Below are 22,620 nucleotides of genomic sequence, written 5' to 3' on the forward strand. Positions count from 1 at the left end.
TCAAGCCTTTTTGAGGATTTCATCTGACATGGTAAAATAATGGAGTGGTTGGCAAGAAGGGTTCAAAAAACGAAACAGGGGGGATTCTTGTGCTGATTGATGCGAAACGAGGTCCAGGTCTTGATCATTCCGAGGTCACGGAGCTTCTGGAATTAGCTGTGCATGAGGACGAAGAAGCTTTGGCAGCTGCCAAGGCCCTGTATCGATCCGAGGATAACGGTTGTCTGCTTCGCCTGTATCAGGAGGAAGGGGAAACGATTGGCTTGATCGGGTTTCATATGGATTCGGACACAGGCACGCTGACCATTCAGCACATCAGCGTATTTCCCGAATATCGCAACCAGGGCTTTGGCCGTGGTTTAATATTAGAAGCTTTAATGGAGCAGTCACCAGACACCATTAAGGCGGTAGTGGATGAGGAAGCGGCTGATTTCTACCGTAATATCGGGTTTATTGTTACTAGCGAAGGAGTCAGTCCTTCGGGGGCTGAACGTTTTCTGTGTGTATACCATGCTGTGGAACGGGAAGACGAGTTCTGATCCAGCATGGGCACAATAGAAAAAGCCGGCGGGAAATGAACCGCACCACCAACTGTTAGAGTGTTTCTAATCATTGGGGTGCGGTTCAAAACCGCCGGCTTTTTGTTATAAGCACAATTATAAATGAATTTGTGCAGGTAAATTGCTTCTGACATAACGGATGCCGGGATACCTTTAAAGCGACATTTTCTTGAAGTAGCTGCGCAAAGCAAAACCGCGCTCCTGACGTTTCTTATATTTCGGAAGCTGTTTGTAAATAAGCAAAGCCTCTTGATAAGCGGTTTTGGCGTCTTCCTTCTGGCCCAGCGTCTGATAAAGCCGTCCAAGCAGATAATAAGCCTCAATGGAAGAGGACTGGATGCGGCGGAACTGCTCGGCATAATGCAGCGCTTTGGCGGGAGCATCACTCCGGAAGGCTGCCGCGAGCTTCAAATAGGGCTGCCCATACTGTACACGCTCATTGAATGCAAAGGCTTTTAAAATCCGCTGCTCCCCTTCCTCCAGCTGTCCCAGTCCAAGCGCTGCCAGACCGTAATCCGCCCAGAATTCCGCAGATTCTTCGGAATAAGGCAGGCTTTCGTCGAGAAGACGCATCGCTTCTCCGTAACGTTTCTGCTCGATGAGCAGCCGGGCGAGTTCGCGTTTGGAAGAGACGTCAAATGGACTGGCAGCAATTTGCTGACGCAGCTTGGCAATATGGCGCCGCCGTTTGAACGGCTTGGTCACACTTGGGAAGATGCCGACAAAACGTCTATCAAGCAAATACATAATAATAAGGAGCACTAGGATAGCGAGAAAGGGATTGCCTAATAATCGCCATAAAATAAAAAAAATAAAGAATTTGGCCATGACCGACCTCCAGCAGACACATTTGGAGCTATTATACCATAATTTGAAAATTAAGGTCTCTTGCTTGCGGAATTATCGGGTCATTGCTCAGAACTCAACTGAGAACTCAATTCAGAGCCGAGAACTCAATCTGCTTGTTTGTACTTACAAAAGGTTATGCTGCCGTTTGAGCGGAATTGTTTTCTATTATTTGATTCTTACGCTGTTCGAGCCTATTAAACAGAAGGCCGATTAAGGCCGAACCAATCAAATAGGCAAGCATAATCCAAAGGGCTGCTGTCCACTGTCTGTAATCTCCGACGGATATGGCCTGCTGAAAGCCTTGAACCGAATAAGTCATCGGCAGCAGCCGGCCAATGGCTGCCATGGCTGGAGCCATAAGCTGTCCCGGGAAGGTGCCGCCGCAGGTAGCAAGCTGGGTGACGAGCAAGGTGACAGCCAGAAATTTGCCCACAAATCCAAAGATACTAAGCAGCATATAAATGATACTTAGGAACGTAAATGAAGTGACTAGAGAGAAGCAGACAAATAGGGAGAAATGCTGAACCTGTATCTGGAAAGCAAACAGAATGAGTGCATCCAGAATAATGGTTTGTACGATACCGACCGTTAAAAATAAGCCCAGTTTGTTTATAAACTGATGTCCACTGGCGAGCTTACTTCCTTGGCGTCTGCCAAGCGGCAAGATATTAGCGCCCATGATTCCCCCAACAAACAATCCAAGAGATATGAAATAAGGAGCAATACCGGCGCCATAATTCGGAACCTCCACCCCTTTTGATTCGGTTAGCTTAACCGGCTCGACGAACATATTCTCGAGTTCTGGGCTGGCATGAAGCCCAGTTGTTTGACTTTTGGCCAAGGCCAGTTTGGATGCCAATTCGCCTGATCCATTATTCAGCTGATCCAGCCCCTGGTACAGTTGACCAGTTCCGGTTGTGAGCCGCCGGCTTCCGTCGGCCAAAGCGGTGATGCCTTGGTTCAGGGAGGCCATTCCTTTCGTCCAGTTGGCCATGCCGCTGTCCAGTTGCTCGGCGCTGCTGCTCAAGGATTTGGCGCCTTGACTGTTTTCCTTCAGCTTAGCCGCGAATAGCGAGGTTTGCTTGTTGAGCTGCTGCTGACCTTGGGCGATCTCGTCAGCGTTTGCCGCGAGAGCCGTTTCGGACTGGCTTAGTCCTTCATACAGCTCCGCTGTTGTTTCTGCCTGTTTAAGGAGGGCTTGTAGATCCGGGTCTTCGGCCGCGCTCGGGTGCTCTTTGATATAACTTTCCAGAGCAGCCGTCAGCTGCTTGGAGGCACCTTCAGCAGCCTGCCAGTCTTCGGCGTTCTTCCGGCTGGAGGCCTGCCATTTTCCCAGTTTGTCCGAAAGCTTGCCGGAGGCAGCCTCCAGCTTGCTCTGCCCAAGCGTTAACTGCTGCAGTCCGGCTGCCAGTTGCTCGGCTCCTTGATTCAGCTGGTTTGTGCCTTTCGCGAGCTCGCTGGAGCTTGTGCTTAGTTTGCCGCTTCCCTTCTGGAGATCCGAGGCACCTACTGCGGCATTCGAGATTCCCGAAGCCAGCTCGGAGAATCCCTTTTTAGCAGTTTCCGTGCCTTTATGGAGCTGCTCAGCGCCGCTTCCAGCGGTATTCAGGCCGTCCGCCAGCTTTTGCATACTTGAAAAGACGCCGTCTGTGTAAGCTTTGGTCAATTCGGCCTGCAATTTGGCCTTCATTTCTTTGATGGCGCTGGTTCCGATCTGCGAAGCAACGAAATTGCGTCCGGCATTTGTTTGGTAGATCAGTTCCGCCTGTTCGGGATGTTCATCCATGAGCGTTGCGGCATGACTCGAGAAATCTTCAGGGATCGTAACGATCATGTAATAGTCGCCTTTTTTCATCCCTTCAGAGGCAGCCTCAGCTGTAACAAAATCAAAGTCCAGTTCGTTGGTTTGAGCCAGCTCGTCGACAAAATTATGTCCGACCTCCACCGGTTTGCCGTTTAAAACGGCGCCTTTATCCAGGTTGACTACGGCAACTGGCAGATGATCGAGCCTGCCGTAAGGATTCCAATAGCCGGACAGAAACAGTCCAACATAAATGAGAGGAACCAAAATCAGAAAAATCATGGCAATACGTCCGTGTTTATGGTGGATAAGATGTTTCCAATCTTGGAAAATTAAACGAAAACCATGCACCCTAAGGGCCTCCTTTGTTAAAATTTGAAAGAACCTGATCATTTTAATGGAAAGAGCTTATTGTGTATAATATATAAATAATTATAAAATGATAGTTCTATAGCTATGAGTGGTTGTGAAGGTGAGGGGTGAGTCTTGGATTTCTTGCAGCTGCAGTATTTTCAGACCGTGGCCAGGCTGGAGCATATGACAAAAGCGGCTGAAACGCTGTCTATTGCCCAGCCGTCCTTAAGCAAATCCATTTCGCGGCTGGAGGAGGAGTTAGGTGTTCGGCTGTTTGACCGGGAAGGCCGGACAATCAAACTTAACAGCATGGGAAAGGCGTTCCTGCAAAGAGTAGACCGTGTCTTCATGGAACTGAATGAGGGAAGACAGGAGGTTCAGCAGCTGGCCGGTTTGCAGGAAGGCAGCATAACCCTGGCGGTCACGATCTCCAAAATCTTGCCGGAGCTGCTGGGTTCTTTTCTCTCCGAATATCCTAAGGTTCACCTTAGGCAGGTGATGGAACCGGCTGTAAGGATCAAACAACAGCTGGAAAGCGGAGAAATAGACTTTTGCATTACTTCTTTGCCTATTGAAGGGGATCATCTGATTTGGGAGCCGCTGATGACGGAGGAAATTTTCCTTCTAGTCCCGCAGGATCATCCTTTGTCCTTCAGGAGCAGCATCTCTCTTTCAGAGGTCAGGGAAGACCGATTTATCAGCTTAAACAGCGGTTACGGATTCCGAAGGCTTACCGATGAATTTTGCCGCAAAGCAGGGTTTATGCCGAATACCGCTTTTGAAGGGGATGAACCGGCGGTTATCGGCAGTCTGGTTAACAAAGGGTTGGGAGTTGCGTTTGTACCTGCCATGTCAGTGGCCGATATCGTATTACATTCTACCTCCAGGCTGCGCATTTCATCACCTGAATGCCGGCGAACGATTGGGCTGGTCTATTCGGATAGAACGTACAAGTCGATGGCCGCCCAGCGGTTTCATGTGTACTGCCGGGAGTATTTCAAGCAGCTGTTTATTGATTTGCAGAAGCTCTAGCTGGCAGCGGACGCGGGAATAAGACCTGGTTGAATCGGGTAATAAGAAAAGGAATGTGAGCATGCTCAGGCGTGATAGGAAAGGAGTTGCACAGTAACCCATGTATACTTTGGTTTTGTTAAGACATGGTGAAAGCGTGTATAACCAGGGGAACTTGTTTACAGGCTGGACGGATGTGGATCTTTCGGAGAAAGGAATTCATGAAGCGCATGAAGCGGGCAAATTGATGCAGCGGGAAGGGCTGACCTTTGATGTGGCCCACACGTCTTATTTGAAACGGGCCATCAAAACGTTGTTTTTTGCGCTGGAAGAGATGGATCTGCTGTGGATCCCGGTCCATAAGACCTGGAAGCTTAACGAACGTCACTACGGGGCACTGCAGGGACTGAGCAAACTGGATACGGCAAAAAAATACGGCGACGAGCAGGTGATGTTATGGCGTCGAAGTTATGACGTGCTCCCGCCATCGCTGACGAAAGACGACGAGCGTTACCCGCGGAACGATATCCGCTACAAGGACGTGGAGGATAAATATATCCCGCTTACGGAAAGCCTGAAGGAAACGGTGGTCCGGGTGGAAGACTACTGGAACCGGGAGATCGCTCCGCAGATCAAGGCCGGCAAAAAAGTCATCATTGCCGCACACGGCAACAGTCTGCGCGCCCTGATCAAATATCTGGAGAACATCGGCAATCAGGAGATTCTGGATTTGAACATTCCAACCGGAACGCCGCTTGTTTACAAGCTGGACGACGACTTGAAGCCAGTAGATAAATATTATCTGGGCAGTGAAGAACGTACCGAACAGAAAATCGAGAAAGTGGCCGATCCCGGAAAAATCATGGAGTAAGTGCTATATCTGGTGTGGCTTCAATTCTTATACTCGGGAGCATATTGGCCGAAAAATCGAATACAAATGGAGGAAGGGGACATGCAGGTTGATCTCCAAGAATGGAATGAGGAGATGAGCAAGGGAAATGAAGTTTATTCATAGGAACATCGCAATTCAAGGCTTGGGGACAGCTGTCCCGGAGCATAAGCTGGATCAGGCCGATACGTCGGAACGGTTGGGACAAGCTTTAGCCGGGTATCCGGATTCGAGGCGCTGGGCCAAACGAATTTTTAAACAATGCGGGGTTGAGACCCGTTATACAGTTGAACCAGAGCTGCTCAACCCAGCGGACGAGTGCCGGTATTTTCCAAACTCCTCCGATTTAACTGTGCCTGGAACGGCTGAACGCATGGACACTTATAAAAAAGAATCGGTTCCGCTTGCGCTGAAATCGGCTCGTCAGGCACTTCAGGATGCCCGGGTGGATGCTTCCGCCATTACGCACCTTATTACCGTCAGCTGCACCGGACAGTATCTCCCGGGACTGGATACCCACTTAATCCGTGAGCTTGGATTACCACGCACCGTAAACCGGATTCCGTTTAACTTCCTTGGCTGTGCGGCAGGACTGAAGGGCGTTTGCTTGGGGAGTCAAATTGCCGCCCGCGAAGCGCAAGCTAAGATTCTGGTTGTTAGCGTTGAATTGTGCACGCTGCATATTCAGCCTTCAAGCCGGAGGGAAGCGCTGTTTGGAGCGTCCTTTTTTGGAGACGGATCTTCAGCTTGCGTGATAGGGATGCCCAAAACGGGAGAAAATGCGATATATCAACTGGGACTGGATCATTCCGTGCTGCTCGCCGATTCGGCTGATGAAATGATCTGGGAGGTTGGTGATCATGGATTTGATTTGTATTTGTCGCCCGATATTCCGAAGCTGCTGAGCCGCTTTGTTCCGGAGCAAATGGAGGTTCTGCTGGGCGGCAGTCGGGACGCTGAATTATGGGCGATCCATCCGGGCGGGAAGGGGATTGTTGATACGATCGAACAGTTGTATGGACTGAGCGGGGAACAGACCGCTTCAAGCCGGGCTATTCTTAGAAACTTTGGCAACATGTCATCTGCCACCATTCTATTTGTACTCGCCCATATGCGGGACAGGCTGGTGGAGACCGGCGCAAAGGCCGCTTCCGGCGTCGCGTTGGCGTTTGGACCAGGTCTTACCTGTGAGATGATCCAGATTCAGTATGTTCCGCAACATTCACTACACCCGGAGAAAACAAGTTCCCCGGAGGGCAAGGCCTTTCCCGGTACGGACCATTCGGATACGGAGACCCTGTTAAAGGTAGATGGAGCCCATGTCTAAAAGCTTTAGGCGGCGGGCCGTAGAGCTTGAAGTCATGGACGACTTCTCGGACGGAGGTCCGGAGCTACGCGAAGCCTTGGGACAGATCCGGCAGCTGAACCGGATATTCGGGGCTGCAGGTCCTACGCTGTATGGCGTAAAAAAACTATGGCGGGAGGCTGGTGCTCCCCGCCGCCTTACCGTTTTGGATATTGGTGCAGGCTCCGGGGATGTGAACAAGGCGCTTTTGCGCTGGGCAGATGAGGAAGAACTGGAGGTTTCGATCACGCTGTCGGACATTACGGAGGAGGCCTGCGCGGAGGCGCGGCTGTTTTATCTGGGGGAACCCCGGGTCTGCGTCCAGCGCAGTGATTTGTTCGACCTGCGGCCGTCTTCGGCAGACATCGTCACCGGCACCCAGTTTGTTCACCATTTTCCCGGGGACGAACTTCCGAATGTAGTCGGCCATATGCTCAAAGCTTCGCGGATTGGCGTAGTGATCAATGATTTGCATCGGCACTGGATGCCGTGGACGGCGGTTTGGCTGATGGTCAGGCTCATTTCGGCCAACCGTTTCGTAAAAACCGACGCCCCCCTGTCCGTAGCCAAGGGTTTTCGGGCAGGAGACTGGAGGAAACTGCAGAGAACGCCGGGACTTGAGCATCTGCAGTTCTCTTGGCGGCCTTTATTCCGGTATGTGGCAGTCATTAATAAACAGCATAAGCCGCAATGAACAGGGCCTCGGCAGTTGGGGTCCTGTGTTTTTTTTTGTAAAGTTCCTTTAATATGGAAAGAGATGCATCCTGTTAAAGTATGCAGAAGGATTTTATCTATCTATTCCATTCGAAAGGGAGTTTTGAAATTGACCGAGAACCGTTCGGCCCCCAGAAAAGCCGCTTTCTTTCTTGCCGCTTCGATCATGGCGTGTTCTGCAGTTATTCTGCCTTTCAAGGATGCCGCAGCAGCCGCATCTGTATCGGCACCGGCGTACAAAGTAGTTAAACAGGCCATGAATATTAAAGGAACCCCAATAAACATCGGCACAATTTTTCTCCACGATTCTACTTATATCGCATTGCGCGATTTAAGTACAAGCCTTGGTCTGGCTGTTGAATTCGATAACAAAAGCAAAACGGTCAAAGTCAGTGGAGAAGGGAAAGTACTGGAAATTCATTTGAGCACCGGTGCTATTCTGGTTAACGGCCAGCCGGTGTATGGACCGGAAAATCTAATCCAAAACCAGGTGACCTATTTGCCGCTGCGGTTTGTGCTGGAGCAAACGGGTTTTGCAGTAAACTATGATTCTTCTTCCAGCATAATCGAAATCCAGCCGGTTGAAGAAAATAACCTCCGGATTCAGTCCAGAGAAATTACGGGGGAAGGCAGCGGGAAATCGTGGAGCGTTTCTTATCCGGTTATCGAAGGCTACATGGACTCGGGAGTACAACAGCAAATCAATGTTTACCTTAATCAGCAGGTGGAAGAGCAAATAGCCGCTTCCTCCAAGCTGATGGACAGCGTGGTGAAGAGCAATCAAGAAATTATGGCCCAGTATCCGAATGCAAATATACGTCCACCCAGCCTTGAAGGCCGGTTTACAGTAACTTATAACGAACGAGGGCTGCTTAGTCTTTACGTGGATTATTATCTGGATTTAGGTGGGGCTCACGGCAGCACAGATCGTAAGCCGTATACCTTTGATCTAAGTACAGGAGAAGTGCTTTCATTAAAAGAAGCGGCACATCATAAGGAGAATTACGTTTCCATCATCAATAGCGAAATCAAACAACAGATTCAGAACCAGGATTTGTTGCTGCAGACGCCTTTCGAAAGCATCGAAGAAGACCGTGCTTATTTTCTGAATCCTAGCGGTATCGTCATCTACTTTATGGAATATGAGCACACACCGTATGCCTTAGGGATGCCGGAATTTGTGATTCCTTATCAGGCATTTGAGTCGTGACCGGATTCGGGTCCCTTTACAGCGAGAGGGTCAGCACGCCGGCACATCCTGAAACCTGCCGGTAGCCGGCTTTAAATCCGGCCTTGTCCAATTTCGGCAGAAATTCATCAGCGGCAATATACCATTCTTCTTCATCCCAGTTATCGCCGGCTTCCAATCTGCAGTGCTCGCGGTCCTGGGAGGTCTGGAATCCGATATCGCCGATCGCGATCACCCCGTCCTTCCGAAGACGTCCAGCGAATAGTCTGAGCAGCTGAATTTTCCGATCGTCGTCGACATGATGGAAAGCGTAAGTGGACAGGATGCAGGAGAATTTAAGCTCCATAATCGCCCCGGGAATCCCTTCCGCAAAATCAGCTTTATAGAGTCGCCCTTCGGGCATACGGTCTGCCGCAATACGGAGCATTTCCTCGGAAAAATCCAAGCCTGTAATTTCATGGCCCTGCTCATATAATTCCTGACTTAACCGCCCGGTGCCGATGCCGATATCCAAGATCGATAATACACTGCCCGCAGGGCGTTGATTTCTGCAATATCTCAGCACTTCTTCATAACCTTCAAAAGGATATCCTTGTGTTCGGTCTATCGTTTGCTCGTATGCAGGGGCCCATTGATTAAAACCTTGTTGATCCATCGAACAGCACCTCGCCTTGTCTTTTGCTTCTCTATGAAATATAGCATGGTTGTGAACGGAATGACGGGGAGAAAATGATTATAGTTAAACTGGAAGAAATAAAGGGCAAAAACAAACAAAAAAAGGACAAAAACCCTCGTATAAAACCTTGATACAAGGGCTTTTGTCCGGGTGCCCATTCTCAGGACACCCATCATGGGAGAGGAGAAACCGGATGAAGATCTTATGGGGAAACGTAAGTCTTCTCCGCGGTTGTCTACGACATTTGGTGATGTCGATATCTTCATTATGTCCGGCAAATGCCGGAATATACATTGGCGCCCAAAAAAAGCCTGCGGCATGTCCCAGCTATTTTTCAAGCGGCCGTTGTTGTGGTACGATAACGACATAAATTGAGGACACGGCATGGCATGTGTGGATAGACAAGGAGAGAAGAAATGTGCGTGTAATTTCGGGAAGCGCCCGCGGAAGGGCGCTAAAAGCCGTTCCCGGCATGGGGACGAGGCCTACGACCGATAAGGTGAAGGAGGCTATTTTTAGCATCATTGGTCCTTATTTTGACGGAGGGAACGTGCTGGATTTGTTCGCCGGAACCGGCGGGCTTGGCATTGAGGCGCTCAGCCGCGGCATGGATAAAGGCGTGTTTATCGACATGGATTATAAAGCGCTTGAGACGATTAAAGCGAACTTGAAGCAGACTGGTTTAACCGGGCAAGCTGAAGTTTATAAAAATGACGCCGAACGGGCTTTAAAGGCCCTGGCCAAGAGGGAGATGTGTTTTGATCTCGTTTTTCTCGATCCGCCTTATCGGTTGAAACACGGCGCCGAGCTCATGCTTAAGCTGGAGGAACTGGAATTGGTATCCGAGGACGCGGTGGTCATGCTCGAATATGAATCTTCCTACGAGTATCCGGAAGTGATAGGCGGGTTTCATTTGACGAGGAAAGCCGTTTACGGCGAGACAGCGGTCTCGATCTACCGGCGGGAGCCCGGCCAAGCAGAGGCTGAAGCAGAAGTCCAAACAACAAACGGAACTTCTGGTCAGGAAGAGACGAGTAGTGGAGAGGAGATTTTATGAACAGCGAAGCAGTAAATCTATCCGGTACAGCCAGACCCCTTAGAGTAGCCGTTTATCCCGGCAGCTTTGATCCGGTAACGATGGGGCATATCGATATTATCCAGCGGGCAGCGCGCCAGTTTGACGTTTTGATCGTGGCGGTGCTGAATAATTTGAGCAAAAAGCCGCTATTTACGGTTGAAGAGCGTAAGGACCTGCTAAGGGAGTGCACCCGCCACCTTCCCAATGTCGAGGTAGACAGCTTCCGCGATCTGCTGGTGAACTACATGCGCAACAAACAAGCTGACGTCATCGTCAGAGGCATCCGCTCCGTAACAGACTTCGAATACGAACTGCAGATGGCCTCTACGAACCAGAAGCTGAACAGCGAGGTAGAGACGATTTTTATGATGACCAACCCGAAATATTCCTACCTGAGCTCCAGTGTTGTGAAAGAAATTGCGATGTTCCAGGGGGACGTATCCACTTTGGTTCCTCCAGAGGTAGAAGCGGCATTAAAGGTCAAAATGGCTGAGAGAGCGTCTGATACAAAGGCTTGATTGCTGCCGACAAGTCTCCGACTCCAATTGGATTAAGCTTAATTAAATTGAACTGATTAAACCTGATGCCGCATTTTCCGTCTCCAGAGGAAGGCGAACACGGTCAATCCTCCAAGTATCAGAGCGAACAAGACCGTCTGCCAGCTGATGATCCCCCAAAATTGCTGCCCCTGCGGAAGAAAGGTGCCAGTTTGGGCAGTGAAGTCTGCAAGGTTATCCCGGTAGGCTGGAACTGTATGCGGAAACAGCGCGGTAACAGGATTCCAGATCAGCAGGGTAAACAGGTAGGCATATGCGCCGTGCAGCAGTCTGGTGAGCAAGAAACCTTTGCTGTGAATCCCTGCCGGTTTGAGTACAGCTCTTACCTGGAAGTAGCTGCATAGTCCTCCCCAGCCGAGACCTGCGCCTAATAGAGCGGCTTGGAGGGCTGGAGAAGAGAAACCCGATTCGGCCAGCCGGAAGCTGCCGAGATGCACTTCCAGCAGCGCAGGGACGATATAATCGGGGAAGCCTTTGGGCAGCACTCTGGAGATGACTTGAATGACCAAGGCAAAGATCAGCATGTAACCGCCGACGCTGAGCAGGGTCTGCACCGAAACGGTTACGGTATCCCCGAGCAGTCTGCCAAAGCTGCGGCCGTCGATCCGCCGTGCCATTACGGTACTGCGGATCACCTGGCGAATTAACGAGTCTTTGGAGCCGGCTGCGGATTTGGCGGGTTTGACCTTGCTTGCTGGCGCCGGAGAATCCGAATCTTGTGGACGGCGCAGCCATCCGATGGTTATACCGGCAGCAAGTCCTGCGACAATATGGATGGCCGCCAGAAGCAGTCCCAGCGCGGGAGTGTGCATAAATCCTGTACCGATAACGACGACGATCAGCATCGGATTACAGAAATGAACGGCAGCTGAAAGTCTTGCGGCTTGGCCTGCGGTCAGCTTCTGCTGCCCGTACAGCCGGGCGGCTGATTCAGCCGCCACAGGGAAACCGGCTATGAGACCTAGGGGCAGCAGAAAGCCGCTTTCGCCCGGGAACCGGAACAGCTTTCGCGTCAAGGGATCAAACAAGGTTCCCAGTCCGTGCACCAGCCCGTAGGCAATCATCATTTCGGACAGCACAAGGAACGGGAGCAGGGCGGGGAACACAATATGCCACCAGACCGTTAGTCCCTGCAAGGTGGCATCAAAAGCTTTTCCCGGATCATAAATGACGCAAACCACCAGGATGACGGCACATAACCCAAGCCAGAAAGTTGTCCACAAGGAGCCTTTACTGTTTGGGGTTGTTTCGGGGGTGTTGTTCATGGGTTCAGCACCTCTTGAATAAAGGATAGTCATCCAAAATATATAACGGTATAAGAGTTTAAAGGGTCGCAAGACAGTCTTTTTAGCGGCTGGTCCTAAATTACTGGTTCTAAATTAAGGTATGCGGTTTGTCCGATGAACAGACCAAGCTGACAACAGGAGGAGTGAGAAGCGGCATGAAGAGAAAAGGCTGGAAGGTGCTTCGCCCCGCACTGGCCGGGGTTGTTTTTATCTTGTTCGTATATGTGCTTGTATTTATGCCGCTGCCTTACATCATTTATCAGCCGGGGACGGCTGAACAGGTAGGGCCGATGGTTTCGATTGCTGACGGGGATAAAGAGGAGAAGGGAACCTTTATGCTGACGACCGTATCATCGAGGTATGCTAATGTGGTTTATTATTTGGCAGCCAAACTCGATAAAAATGCCGAGGTCGATCCTAAGCCAAAAAGGAACGAAGCCGAATATAGCGCACTGCAGGTTTCCTATATGACCGGGTCGCAGTCCAGCGCCATTGAAGCGGCATATAAGAAAGCCGGAGTCAAATACACGAATGAACCTCAATATATTTCCATACTCGGCCATGTAGATGGCGTAACGTCCAAAGGGGATTTCCAGGCGAATGACATCCTTTCCAGCGTTGACGGGAAAAAGATAAAGACCTCTGAAGAGCTGTCGGATCTGTTAGCGGCCAAGAAACCTGGCGACCATGTGGACGTGAAGCTGATGAGGAACGGGAAAGAAATCGATCAGGACGTTGAACTGGTTGAGCTTAAAGATGCTAATGGGACAGTACGTCCCGGCCTCGGTATTTCCATCGCTCAAAGAATTGACATCGTCAGTGCGGATGAGGGGAAAAAGGTGAATTTCGCTAAAACGGATATCGGCGGTCCTTCGGCCGGTTTGATGTTTACGCTTGAGATTTACAATCAGCTTACGCCTGGTGACCTGAGCAAGGGACATCGGATTTCCGGCACCGGCACGATTGATGCGAACGGCAATGTCGGGGAGATCGGCGGCGTCCAGTTCAAAATTGTGGCGGCGAATCGTGAGAAAGCGGAGGTGTTCTTTGTGCCGGAAGGCAATTATGCCGATGCGGAGAAAAAAGCGAAAAGCATCGGCACCTCGATGAGGCTTGTACCGGTTAAGACGCTGGACGATGCGTTAAACTATCTTGACCAGATGAAAGCGGTTGGCGAATAAAGAGGTTTAGGATAGTCTGGACTATCCGCTTCTGATTGGAGCGGAGCCGAAGTCGGTACAATAAACAAGCCGCCGCCTAGGAGCTTCTATAAAACTCAGCTCCTGAGCGGCGGCTGTTTATAATCTCTGAACCAATCGGCGGCTCCTGTTTCGGACAGGACGCTTTCGTACAGGGAGGAAGCCCGAATGTCGAGCTGCAAACCGGGATATGGTTGTCCGGGCGTTCGAGTGAGGACAGGCAGGGAGGCCGTTTGTTTCATTTGGGCCAGCAGCTGTCTGCCGACCGGGCTGAAGCCAAGAACCCTTATATATTCGGGACCCTGGCTCAGTGCTGACGGAGCCAGGGCCTCTTTGGTATGCCCAAGCAATAGATGGACCAGCATGCGCTGCAGCTTCGTACGCGTGTAACGGCGCGTCTTGACCGCGTCCAGCAGCGCTTCCACGGAGACGGCGCTCAGGCCCTGCAGGCTTCGGTGCAGCCTGTATTCGAGGCCCTCCGTCACCTCGTGGTGACGGGAGAGCTCCTGCGGGCTTTGTAGCAGGAGCTGGCGGAACAAGGGAGCGCGGAAACGCTCCCAGGTGACAGGACCGCGTCCGGCCGCGAACTCGCGGGCGAGCAAATCCGCGGTCCAGGCGGGGATGTAAGGCCGGGCGGCGTCTAGTCCGCCGGGGCCGGCAAGCAGCCGGCGGACAGCGGTCGCGCTAGCGATCGCGCCTTCGACGGGCTGTTCGTCGTGATACCCGGCGCCCTGGCGCGGGATCGACGACGGTCTGATCGCGCTGCCAAGCCGGCGCAGCGCGATCAGGTAATGCAGCCCCAAACTGTTGTTGGGCTGCATGAGGATTTCGCGCGCCAGGCGAAGCGGTGCGCGGCCTTCCCGCGTCGCCGCTCCCGGCGCGCCAAACTCGCGTGCGGCCAGCCGTGCGGCCGCAGCCGCGAAAGCGGCGGGGTAGCTGGCCCCGCCGGCCAGCTCTTCGGCGAGAGCGGCTTTCAGCTCGCCGCTCTCGCCGTGCAGCAGCTCCGCCAGCGGCAGGAGCTGCGCCAAATCGCCCGCCTCGGTGCCGAAGCACAGGTCGGTGACGAGGCCGGTGGCGTCAAGCAGCTTGACGGCCCCGTACGCGAACCACTCGGCGGGCTGAACCGCATAAGCCACAGGCAGCTCCAGCACCAGGTCTACGCCCATGCGGAGCGCCATTTCCGCCCGTGTCCATTTGTCCACGGCGGCCGGTTCTCCCCGCTGCAGGAAGCAGCCGCTCATCACGGCCACCGAAGCTTCGGCTCCGGTGATCCGTTTGGCTTCGCTGAAGTGGTGGACATGCCCGTTATGCAGCGGATTATATTCAACGATTAGACCAACGGTTTTCACAGTTGTAATCTCCTTTTTTATAAGGCTAAAGGATTATTGCCTGCAGTTTGTCTTGCCCTGATGAAGTATTTGTACTATAACATGATTAAACGGCGGTTTAAAACACGTCTAGAATAGACAGGTTTGCGGCATGCTAGCTTGAGAACATATCAAGAGAATTCCTTGACAAAACTTTGATATGATCGGTATAATTATTTTTGTTTGTTTGGAGTGATGAACATGCACTTTCAATTTCGCAAAGTAGCATCCGCCGAAGGGCCGACAAAGTTTCACGAGTCTTTGGATGTATCGGATTTGATCAAGGGGCGTAAAGACGTTTCCTCGATTTCGCCGCTGGTTTCCGACCTGCAGCTGTACGCTGCCGGAGAGGACATGGTGGAAGTAACAGGAACGCTGAAGACAGAGCTGCATGTAGCCTGCTCAAGATGTCTGACGCCGGTCGACCGTGCCATTGATATTGACTTTAAGGAACGGTTTATACATGGACAGGAACCTGAGCAGGAAGAAGACATGGATGACAATGCCATCTATGTTGAAGACGAGAGTGTGGATCTCGTCCCTTACTTGGAGGAAAGTTTGATGCTGAATCTTCCGTTTGCGGTTGTCTGCCAGGACGATTGCAAGGGACTTTGCCCGGCATGCGGGACTAATCTCAACGAGCACGACTGCGGCTGCGATACAACTGCCGTTGATCCGCGCCTTGCGGCACTCAAAGATTTCTTTAAATGATAATTGTTGAAACACGCCTATAGGGTTGACTTAAATAAGGAGGTGGGAATCATGGCAGTACCTCAACGGAGAACGTCCAAAACGCGCCGCGACAAACGCCGCACGCATTTCAAATTGGCTGTACCGGGTATGGTAAAATGCGAACAATGTGGAGAATTGAAACTTGCTCACCACGTATGCAAAGTTTGCGGAACATACAAATCGAGAGAAGTCATCAAAGCTTAGTTTAACCGCTAAAGCTTGGTGAAATCAGAATCGAGCCCGTCCGAGGTTGAATTCGGTGAAGACCGGGTTTACCATAAGCGGGATAATGAGAATAGCACTTCACCTGACGGTGAGGTGCTATTTTTATTTTTGCTTACGCATATTTGCCTAATTGCCTATTTGTATAGGGGAAATACATAGTGGAAGCGGTAAGGAACGCGAGAGACCATGAAGGGATAACCGGAATGGGCCGGGTGTTCCCTTTCTTTTTACCGGAGGATGTTTTATACTGGGTTTAGTACCTGGTTCTAACCAGGCATACGGATCGTGAAGATAAATAAAAAATATAAGGCTTACAGCATGCCGGAGCAAAGGCGCTTAACGCCTTTTTGCTAAGAAGGGGGCGGCACCTATAGAACGTTTGCCAAAGAAGGCTCGGCAGCAGAAGCTTGCTTTGATTATAGAGGAAAATCCGTTTGTAACCGATCAGGAATTGACCCGTCAGCTTAAGGTCAGCATCCAGACGATCCGTTTGGACCGGCTGGAGCTGGGGATTCCGGAACTGAGGGAGCGATTGAAGCTGATGGCGGAGCGCTCTTACGATACGGTGCGTTCGTTGTCGCTGGACGAGGTCATCGGTGAGGTGGTCGACCTGCAGCTGGATAAGAGCGGAATCTCGATCTTTGAGATTCGTGAGGAGCATGTGTTTTCACGGACAGGCATTGCCCGGGGGCATCACGTGTTTGCCCAGGCCAATTCCCTGGCTGTCGCTGTTATCAATGATGAAATTGCGCTGACTTCCTCCGCCGATATCCGGTTTGTCCGTTCGGTTCATTTGGGTGAGAAATGCATAGCCAAAGCTTATGTGCGCTCAGGCCAGGAGAACAAGGCTAAAGCCAAGGTTGAGGTTTTTACTTATGTAGGTGAAGAAATGGTGTTCCATGGGAACTTTATCATTTACCGTTCAGCGACAAGCGAACGTAATGAAAGGGGGGCCTTGCATGCGGATAGCCATTGATGCAATGGGAGGAGACTTTGCTCCTGCAAGCACGGTGGAAGGGGCGCTTGCCGCGGCCAATCAATGGAAGGACGTTGAAATTATACTCGTGGGCGATCAAGCGGTGCTTGAACCCCTGATAAAGGAGTGTCCTTCAAATCTGATTATTCATCATGCCGGTGAAGTGATCGAAGGTGATGACGAGCCGGTCAAGGCTGTTCGACGGAAGAAAGATGCCTCCATGGTGGTTGCCGGCCGTATGGTGCGGGAGGGTGCTGCTGAAGCGATGATCTCCGCAGGAAATACCGGGGCTCTTATGACCACCGGTCTGCTTGTGGTCGGACGCATGGAAGGCATTGAACGTCCGGGACTAGCCCCGATGCTGCCGACTATGGACGACAAAGGTGTACTAGCCCTTGATCTAGGGGCAAATATGGATGCCAAACCCGAACATCTTGTTCAGTACGCGCTGATGGGCAGCATTTACCGCCAGAAAGTTCACGGCATGCCGTCACCGCGGGTGGGACTGCTGAATGTCGGCACGGAAGAGATGAAAGGAAACGAGTTAACGAAGGCGGCTTACCCGCTGCTTAAGGAACTCCCGATTCATTTTGTGGGCAATGTCGAATCCAGAGATGTGCTGAGCGGAGCCTGTGATGTGCTGGTCTGCGACGGATTTGCGGGGAATATTTTGCTCAAAGCTCTGGAAGGGACCGCAGGCGCTTTGTTTTCGGTGCTCAAAGAGGAATTCAGCAAGAATTTGAAGAGCAAGCTGGCTGCGGCGGTGATGATGCCATCGCTTCGCAGATTGAAGGACAAAATGGATTATAAGGAACATGGAGGAGCTCCGCTGCTTGGTTTAAGCGGACTGGTTATTAAAGGACACGGCTCGTCTGATGCCAGTGCAATCAAGAACGCAGTGCGCCAGGCGCGCACAGCTTTGCAAAGCCAGCTGATCGAAAGTATTACAAAGGAAATAACCGGGAGAGTGGTACAGTGATGAATTTAAGGCCGGTAGGGATTATCGGAACTGGGATGTACGTGCCTGAGAAGGTATTGACGAATGCCGACTTGGAAAAGATGGTGGAAACAAACGACGAATGGATTGTATCCCGCACCGGGATTCGTGAACGGCATATCGCTGCTCCTGAACAAGCGACGTCGGATCTGGCTTATGAAGCCGCTGTCCGCGCTTTAGATAAAGCAGGTTTGACTGCTGAAGAGCTTGATTTGATCATCGTGGCTACAATTACGCCGGATATGTCTTTTCCTTCAACAGCCTGTATCCTGCAGGAAAAGCTGGGTGCCAAGAAAGCGGCAGCTTTCGACCTGTCTGCGGCCTGCTCCGGTTTTGTCTACAGCCTTGCAACAGCCGTCAATTTCATCGGCAGCGGCATGTACGGCAATGCGCTGGTGATCGGGGCGGACACTTTGTCCCGGATCACGGATTATACGGATCGCAACACCTGCGTGCTGTTTGGAGATGGAGCGGGCGCGGTGGTGCTGGCTCCTGTTCCTGAGGGACGCGGATTTAAATCCTTTGATTTGGGCGCAGAAGGCTCCGGCGGACCTTTGCTGAATCTGGAGGCCGGCGGTTCCAGACTTCCTGCTTCGGCAGACACGGTTCAGAACGGCAAACATTTCATTTATATGAACGGCCGGGAAGTGTTCAAATTTGCGGTTCGGGTGATGGGAACGGCTACCGACGAGGTGCTCCGCAAGGCGGGCTTCAGCAAGGAAGACATTGATTTGTTTGTTCCTCATCAAGCGAATATCCGGATCATTCAATCCGCTATGCAGCGTCTAAACCTGCCTGAAGAGAAATGTGTGATTAACGTGGATAAATACGCCAATACTTCGGCGGCTTCAATCCCGCTGGCTTTGGTAGAGGCAGCTGAATCGGGCCGGATCAAGGAAGGCGACAAGGTGCTTCTGGTCGGTTTCGGCGGCGGTTTGACTTGGGGAGCGGCAACGCTCGTCTGGTAGACCCTTCTGAAGGGATGATTTTTAATCATCCTTTCCTCATTCAGTTGAACTATCACTGATTTTGAGCGGTTTGCGGAATTTTTGCAAAACAGGAAATCGAATGGCATTTATCGAATCTTAAATTTTAAGATATCAAAAATAAGTATAAGTTTCCGTGGTCCCCGCAAAGTACCTACAAGGCCTAAGCAGGCTCTAGCATGTTTTAGAGCAAGGCCCCCTCTTTGTGGGGACATTTTAAGGAGTGAATGAAATGGGGAAAATTGCATTTGTTTTTCCGGGACAGGGTTCCCAAACGGTTGGAATGGGCAAAGATATGTATGAGGCTTCCCAATCTTCCAGAGAATTCTTTGAGAAAGCTGATGCTGTACTGGGATTTCAGCTGTCCAGTCTGATCTTTGAAGGACCTGAGCGGGATTTGAAAAAGACAGCCAATACACAGCCTGCGCTCTTGACAACCAGCTATGTGCTGCTGCAAGCTTTATTGGCGGCAGGTGTGAAAGCCGATTATGCAGCCGGACACAGTCTTGGTGAATATACAGCCCTAACGGCTGCTGGTGTGTTCTCCTTCGAAGACGCGGTAGCTCTGGTTCGGGCAAGAGGCGAATATATGGAACAGGCGGTTCCAAGCGGTCAAGGCGCCATGGCGGCGGTGCTTGGTGCGGAACGTGAGGCGCTTGCCGGACTCTGCGCTGACATCAGCTCCAAAGGCGAGCTGGTAGAACTGGCGAACGTGAACTGCCCGGGACAGATCGTAGTTTCCGGCAGCGCTGCAGGCGTTGGTTCTGTTGTTGAACGTGTAAAGGAAATCGGCGCTAAGCGGGCTATCCCGCTGGAAGTAAGCGGTCCGTTCCATTCCTCGCTGATGAAAGAAGCTTCGGCGAAGCTGGCGGACAAGCTCTCTGCGATTCATTTGCATGAAGCCCGGCTGCCGGTTGTATTTAACGTAACAGCTGCTCCGCTGGCTGAAGGACAGGAGATTGCTTCGCTGCTGGTAGAACAGGTCTACTCTCCGGTTTTGTGGGAAGACAGTGTTCGTTATTTGATCGGTCAAGGGGTAGATACGTTTGTTGAAATCGGCCCTGGCAGCGTTTTGAGCGGCTTGATCAAGAAGATTGATAAATCGGTTCGTAACGTGAACGTTAACAGTCTGGAAAGCGTACATCAGGCGGCTGAGCTGCTCAAAGGTTAATGTATCCTTGAGCCGATTCATTTATTGGCCTGCGTAAGCTTGAAACAGCAGCCCGCCAGCCGGGGTTTTGCCTTTGCGGCGGGCGTTCCAGGCTGCAGCAGCACCTTGGCCGATTAAGGCCGAAGGAGCAGGCCGCCGAATGTCCTGTACATAACGCGGCGATTAGGCGATAATATTTAAGTTCACGAAAGGAGACCCTATTTCATGACGAAGTCTCTTGAAGGCAAGGCGGCGCTTGTCACCGGCGCTTCCCGCGGTATCGGACGCAGCATTGCTTTGGCGCTTGCCGGAGCAGGTGCGAATGTGGTGATCAATTATGCGGGAAATGAAGCTGCAGCTGCCGGCGTAGTCAGCGAAATTGAGGCGATGGGAGTCAAGGCGTTTGCGGTTCAAGGCCATGTCGGAGACAGCAAGCAGTTTGAAGAAATGGTCAGCCGTACGCTCGAAGCGTTTGGAAGCATTGACATTTTGGTCAACAACGCAGGGATTACCCGTGACAATCTCATCATGAGAATGAAGGAAGAAGATTTCGACCAGGTGATCGAAACGAATCTGAAAGGCGTGTTTAATGGTGTTAAAGCCGTAACCCGTCCGATGATGAAGCAGCGCTCCGGTCGAATTATCAACATTTCTTCGGTTGTCGGCTCTACCGGCAATCCGGGACAAGCGAACTACGTCGCCGCGAAAGCCGGAGTTATCGGCCTTACCAAAACGGCGGCTCAGGAGCTGGCTTCCCGAGGCATTACCGTGAACTGCGTATCTCCGGGTTTTATCGGAACGGATATGACCGATGAACTTCCGGAAGAGGTCCGGACCAAGATTTTGGGCCAGATCCCGATGTCGCGTCTCGGCAAACCTGAAGAAGTAGCCAAGGTTGTTTTGTTCCTGGCCTCTGACGATGCCAGCTATATGACTGGACAAACACTGCATGTAGACGGCGGAATGTATATGTAATCTCGCTTTGTCACATGAGTTTCACAGACTATGGCATTTTAACTTCAATTCTCGTATAATACCATGGAGGAGGTGAACCGGATGTCCGATGTATTTGAACGCGTAAAACGCATCGTTGTGGACCGTTTGGGTGCCGACGAGGCTGAAGTTACGCTTGAAGCGTCTTTCAAAGACGATTTGGGTGCTGATTCTCTCGACGTAGTTGAATTGGTTATGGAACTCGAAGACGAATTCGATCTGGAAATTTCAGATGAAGATGCAGAGAAGATTACGACCGTAGGTGAAGTTGTAAATTACATACAATCTCATACCTAAGTCATCTAAAAGTCCCGTACCTCCTTTTTAGTAGGCGGGACTTCTCCTCATTTTTATCGCATTTTTCACAACAGGTTCACAAGAATAAAACTAATAATGACGACAATATTGCACATGACGTCTATACGAGGTGAGTGTGTTTGAAGCATAGAGTAGTAGTAACAGGCATGGGAGTTGTAACGGCTCTCGGAGAAGACCTGAATACGCTGTGGGACAATCTGATGGCAGGCAAGTCGGGCGTCAGCCTGATTGAAGCGTTTGATGTCAGCGATTATCCTACCCGTATTGCGGCTTCCGCCAAAGATTTTAACCCGGAAAATTATATGGATCGTAAGGAAGCGCGCAAAATGGACCGTTTTGTTCAGTTTGCGGTTGCTGCCGGCTCCATGGCTATGAAAGACAGCGGTCTGGACATCGGCAGCAATGTCGATGCAGAACGAATCGGCGTTTCTATCGGTTCTGGCATCGGTGGTCTGGGCACCTGGGAAGATCAACATAATATTTTGCTTGAAAAAGGCCCGAAACGGGTCAGCCCGTTCTTTATTCCGATGATGATCGCCAATATGGCATCCGGTCAAATGTCGATCATGTTCGGAGCTAAAGGACCGAATACTACTCAGGTTACAGCGTGCGCAACCGGCAGCCATGCTATCGGCGATTCCATGCGGCTGATCCAGCGCGGAGACGCAGATGTGATGATCTGCGGCGGAGCGGAAGCGACGATCCGTCCAACGGGTCTTGCCGGCTTCTGTTCGATGCGCGCCATGTCGACCCGTAATGATGAACCTGAGAAAGCGAGCCGTCCGTTTGACGTGGATCGCGACGGTTTCGTCATGGGCGAAGGGTCAGGGGTTCTGGTATTGGAATCGCTGGAGCATGCCCAAGCGCGGGGAGCGAGGATCTATGCTGAAGTGATTGGCTACGGCTTGAGCGGCGATGCTCATCATATGACTGAGCCTGATCCGGACGGTGCGGCCCGCTGCATGAAGATGGCGATTCGTGATGCCGGCATCGATCCTAGCGAGATCGATTATATCAATGCCCACGGAACATCGACGCCTGTAGGCGACCGTTCCGAAACGAAAGCGGTTAAAGCGGCCCTTGGCGAGCATGCCTATAAAGTGGCTGTAAGTTCGACGAAGTCGATGACGGGGCATTTGCTTGGCGCCGCTGGCGGTGTCGAGGCGGTAATTTGCGGATTGGCCTTGAATCATGGCGTAATTCCTCCGACAATCAACCTGGACAACCAGGATCCGGAATGTGACCTGGATTATGTTCCCAACACACCAAGACAGGCTGATTTGAAAGTGGTTATGTCGAACTCCTTCGGTTTTGGCGGCCATAACGCCACCATTATTCTGAAGAAATTTGAAGCGTAAGGGAGTTTAG

The 22,620-nt window shown here is 51.4% G+C and carries 23 protein-coding genes; 18 read left to right on the forward strand and 5 right to left on the reverse strand.

The window, feature by feature from the left end:
* The first annotated feature begins 89 nt into the window (after positions 1-89).
* Positions 90-539 (forward strand): GNAT family N-acetyltransferase, encoded by a 450-nt coding sequence (locus CBE73_RS00195; protein ID WP_229752672.1) that lies wholly within the window; start codon positions 90-92, stop codon positions 537-539.
* 174 nt (positions 540-713) lie between these two features.
* Here the strand turns inward: CBE73_RS00195 and CBE73_RS00200 are convergent, their stop codons facing one another.
* Entirely contained in the window at positions 714-1,388 is a 675-nt protein-coding gene (locus CBE73_RS00200) for a tetratricopeptide repeat protein (protein WP_094092465.1), read from the reverse strand.
* Positions 1,389-1,542: 154 nt separating this feature from the next.
* On the reverse strand, positions 1,543-3,561 hold the full coding sequence (locus CBE73_RS00205; RefSeq protein ID WP_174704627.1) for a YhgE/Pip domain-containing protein: 2,019 nt from the start codon (positions 3,559-3,561) through the stop codon (positions 1,543-1,545).
* A gap of 135 nt (positions 3,562-3,696) precedes the next feature.
* Between CBE73_RS00205 and CBE73_RS00210 the strand changes: the two genes are divergently transcribed.
* The 5 genes from CBE73_RS00210 (at position 3,697) to CBE73_RS00230 (ending at position 8,733) form a co-directional block, all read left to right on the forward strand.
* A complete protein-coding gene (locus CBE73_RS00210; RefSeq protein ID WP_094092467.1) occupies positions 3,697-4,596 on the forward strand; it encodes a LysR family transcriptional regulator in 900 nt (299 codons plus the stop codon).
* A 100-nt stretch (positions 4,597-4,696) separates the two neighbouring features.
* A complete protein-coding gene (gpmA, locus tag CBE73_RS00215; protein ID WP_094092468.1) occupies positions 4,697-5,446 on the forward strand; it encodes a 2,3-diphosphoglycerate-dependent phosphoglycerate mutase in 750 nt (249 codons plus the stop codon).
* A 127-nt stretch (positions 5,447-5,573) separates the two neighbouring features.
* Complete coding sequence (locus tag CBE73_RS00220; RefSeq protein WP_094092469.1) at positions 5,574-6,791, forward strand: type III polyketide synthase; 1,218 nt, start codon at positions 5,574-5,576, stop codon at positions 6,789-6,791.
* On the forward strand, positions 6,784-7,503 hold the full coding sequence (locus CBE73_RS00225) for a methyltransferase domain-containing protein (protein ID WP_174704628.1): 720 nt from the start codon (positions 6,784-6,786) through the stop codon (positions 7,501-7,503). The genes CBE73_RS00220 and CBE73_RS00225 overlap by 8 nt, the downstream gene beginning before the upstream one ends.
* Before the next feature lie 123 nt (positions 7,504-7,626).
* Positions 7,627-8,733, forward strand: coding sequence for a stalk domain-containing protein (locus CBE73_RS00230; protein ID WP_174704629.1), 1,107 nt, complete (start codon positions 7,627-7,629; stop codon positions 8,731-8,733).
* Between the two features lie 16 nt (positions 8,734-8,749).
* On the opposite strand, the gene CBE73_RS00235 is transcribed toward CBE73_RS00230, so the two are convergent.
* Positions 8,750-9,367, reverse strand: coding sequence for a class I SAM-dependent DNA methyltransferase (locus tag CBE73_RS00235; RefSeq protein WP_094092472.1), 618 nt, complete (start codon positions 9,365-9,367; stop codon positions 8,750-8,752).
* Positions 9,368-9,806: 439 nt separating this feature from the next.
* On the opposite strand from CBE73_RS00235, the gene rsmD reads away from it, so the two are divergent.
* Positions 9,807-10,445, forward strand: a complete 639-nt coding sequence (gene rsmD, locus CBE73_RS00245) for a 16S rRNA (guanine(966)-N(2))-methyltransferase RsmD (RefSeq protein WP_094092473.1) — start codon at positions 9,807-9,809, stop codon at positions 10,443-10,445.
* The gene (gene coaD, locus CBE73_RS00250; RefSeq protein ID WP_094092474.1) at positions 10,442-10,984 is read left to right on the forward strand and encodes a pantetheine-phosphate adenylyltransferase; all 543 of its coding nucleotides are present in this window, start codon (positions 10,442-10,444) and stop codon (positions 10,982-10,984) included. Before rsmD ends, coaD begins: the two co-directional genes overlap by 4 nt.
* Positions 10,985-11,040: 56 nt before the next feature.
* On the opposite strand, the gene CBE73_RS00255 is transcribed toward coaD, so the two are convergent.
* Positions 11,041-12,288 carry a nucleoside recognition domain-containing protein gene (locus CBE73_RS00255; protein WP_229752671.1) on the reverse strand — a complete coding sequence of 416 codons (1,248 nt, stop codon included), beginning with the start codon at positions 12,286-12,288 and terminating at the stop codon, positions 11,041-11,043.
* Between the two features lie 176 nt (positions 12,289-12,464).
* On the opposite strand from CBE73_RS00255, the gene CBE73_RS00260 reads away from it, so the two are divergent.
* Positions 12,465-13,490, forward strand: a complete 1,026-nt coding sequence (locus tag CBE73_RS00260; RefSeq protein WP_094092475.1) for a SepM family pheromone-processing serine protease — start codon at positions 12,465-12,467, stop codon at positions 13,488-13,490.
* Between the two features lie 95 nt (positions 13,491-13,585).
* Here CBE73_RS00260 and CBE73_RS00265 read toward each other — a convergent pair whose 3' ends face one another.
* On the reverse strand, positions 13,586-14,857 hold the full coding sequence (locus tag CBE73_RS00265; RefSeq protein ID WP_094092476.1) for a nucleotidyltransferase: 1,272 nt from the start codon (positions 14,855-14,857) through the stop codon (positions 13,586-13,588).
* A 219-nt stretch (positions 14,858-15,076) separates the two neighbouring features.
* Here CBE73_RS00265 and CBE73_RS00270 point away from each other — a divergent pair, with 219 nt between their 5' ends.
* The 9 genes from CBE73_RS00270 (at position 15,077) to fabF (ending at position 22,610) form a co-directional block, all read left to right on the forward strand.
* Positions 15,077-15,586 carry a YceD family protein gene (locus tag CBE73_RS00270; protein ID WP_094092477.1) on the forward strand — a complete coding sequence of 170 codons (510 nt, stop codon included), beginning with the start codon at positions 15,077-15,079 and terminating at the stop codon, positions 15,584-15,586.
* Between the two features lie 51 nt (positions 15,587-15,637).
* Positions 15,638-15,811: a 50S ribosomal protein L32 gene (gene rpmF / locus CBE73_RS00275; protein WP_094092478.1), complete on the forward strand. Its 174-nt coding sequence runs from the start codon at positions 15,638-15,640 to the stop codon at positions 15,809-15,811.
* A 400-nt stretch (positions 15,812-16,211) separates the two neighbouring features.
* A complete protein-coding gene (gene fapR, locus CBE73_RS00280; RefSeq protein ID WP_094092479.1) occupies positions 16,212-16,808 on the forward strand; it encodes a transcription factor FapR in 597 nt (198 codons plus the stop codon).
* Positions 16,792-17,787: a phosphate acyltransferase PlsX gene (plsX, locus tag CBE73_RS00285; RefSeq protein ID WP_094092480.1), complete on the forward strand. Its 996-nt coding sequence runs from the start codon at positions 16,792-16,794 to the stop codon at positions 17,785-17,787. Before fapR ends, plsX begins: the two co-directional genes overlap by 17 nt.
* The gene (locus CBE73_RS00290; RefSeq protein WP_094092481.1) at positions 17,787-18,773 is read left to right on the forward strand and encodes a beta-ketoacyl-ACP synthase III; all 987 of its coding nucleotides are present in this window, start codon (positions 17,787-17,789) and stop codon (positions 18,771-18,773) included. The genes plsX and CBE73_RS00290 overlap by 1 nt, the downstream gene beginning before the upstream one ends.
* Positions 18,774-19,023: 250 nt before the next feature.
* Positions 19,024-19,962, forward strand: a complete 939-nt coding sequence (gene fabD, locus CBE73_RS00295) for an ACP S-malonyltransferase (protein WP_094092482.1) — start codon at positions 19,024-19,026, stop codon at positions 19,960-19,962.
* A 204-nt stretch (positions 19,963-20,166) separates the two neighbouring features.
* Positions 20,167-20,916, forward strand: coding sequence for a 3-oxoacyl-[acyl-carrier-protein] reductase (gene fabG / locus CBE73_RS00300; protein ID WP_094092483.1), 750 nt, complete (start codon positions 20,167-20,169; stop codon positions 20,914-20,916).
* Positions 20,917-20,997: 81 nt separating this feature from the next.
* The gene (gene acpP, locus CBE73_RS00305) at positions 20,998-21,231 is read left to right on the forward strand and encodes an acyl carrier protein (RefSeq protein ID WP_068694558.1); all 234 of its coding nucleotides are present in this window, start codon (positions 20,998-21,000) and stop codon (positions 21,229-21,231) included.
* A gap of 140 nt (positions 21,232-21,371) precedes the next feature.
* Complete coding sequence (gene fabF, locus CBE73_RS00310; protein WP_094092484.1) at positions 21,372-22,610, forward strand: beta-ketoacyl-ACP synthase II; 1,239 nt, start codon at positions 21,372-21,374, stop codon at positions 22,608-22,610.
* Positions 22,611-22,620: the final 10 nt, after the last annotated feature.

It is taken from the genome of Paenibacillus physcomitrellae (assembly GCF_002240225.1).
GTDB classification, from domain to species: Bacteria; Bacillota; Bacilli; order Paenibacillales; family Paenibacillaceae; genus Fontibacillus; species Fontibacillus physcomitrellae.

Bases quoted from the DNA above. Each gene is read 5' to 3' on its own strand.
- CBE73_RS00200 (WP_094092465.1), bottom strand. From the start codon at position 1,388: ATGGCCAAATTCTTTATTTTTTTTATTTTATGGCGATTATTAGGCAAT.
- gpmA (WP_094092468.1), top strand. From the start codon at position 4,697: ATGTATACTTTGGTTTTGTTAAGACATGGTGAAAGCGTGTATAACCAG.
- CBE73_RS00220 (WP_094092469.1), top strand. From the start codon at position 5,574: ATGAAGTTTATTCATAGGAACATCGCAATTCAAGGCTTGGGGACAGCT.
- CBE73_RS00225 (WP_174704628.1), top strand. From the start codon at position 6,784: ATGTCTAAAAGCTTTAGGCGGCGGGCCGTAGAGCTTGAAGTCATGGAC.
- CBE73_RS00235 (WP_094092472.1), bottom strand. From the start codon at position 9,367: ATGGATCAACAAGGTTTTAATCAATGGGCCCCTGCATACGAGCAAACG.
- coaD (WP_094092474.1), top strand. From the start codon at position 10,442: ATGAACAGCGAAGCAGTAAATCTATCCGGTACAGCCAGACCCCTTAGA.
- CBE73_RS00255 (WP_229752671.1), bottom strand. From the start codon at position 12,288: ATGAACAACACCCCCGAAACAACCCCAAACAGTAAAGGCTCCTTGTGG.
- CBE73_RS00260 (WP_094092475.1), top strand. From the start codon at position 12,465: ATGAAGAGAAAAGGCTGGAAGGTGCTTCGCCCCGCACTGGCCGGGGTT.
- CBE73_RS00270 (WP_094092477.1), top strand. From the start codon at position 15,077: ATGCACTTTCAATTTCGCAAAGTAGCATCCGCCGAAGGGCCGACAAAG.
- rpmF (WP_094092478.1), top strand. From the start codon at position 15,638: ATGGCAGTACCTCAACGGAGAACGTCCAAAACGCGCCGCGACAAACGC.
- plsX (WP_094092480.1), top strand. From the start codon at position 16,792: ATGCGGATAGCCATTGATGCAATGGGAGGAGACTTTGCTCCTGCAAGC.
- CBE73_RS00290 (WP_094092481.1), top strand. From the start codon at position 17,787: ATGAATTTAAGGCCGGTAGGGATTATCGGAACTGGGATGTACGTGCCT.
- fabD (WP_094092482.1), top strand. From the start codon at position 19,024: ATGGGGAAAATTGCATTTGTTTTTCCGGGACAGGGTTCCCAAACGGTT.
- fabG (WP_094092483.1), top strand. From the start codon at position 20,167: ATGACGAAGTCTCTTGAAGGCAAGGCGGCGCTTGTCACCGGCGCTTCC.
- acpP (WP_068694558.1), top strand. From the start codon at position 20,998: ATGTCCGATGTATTTGAACGCGTAAAACGCATCGTTGTGGACCGTTTG.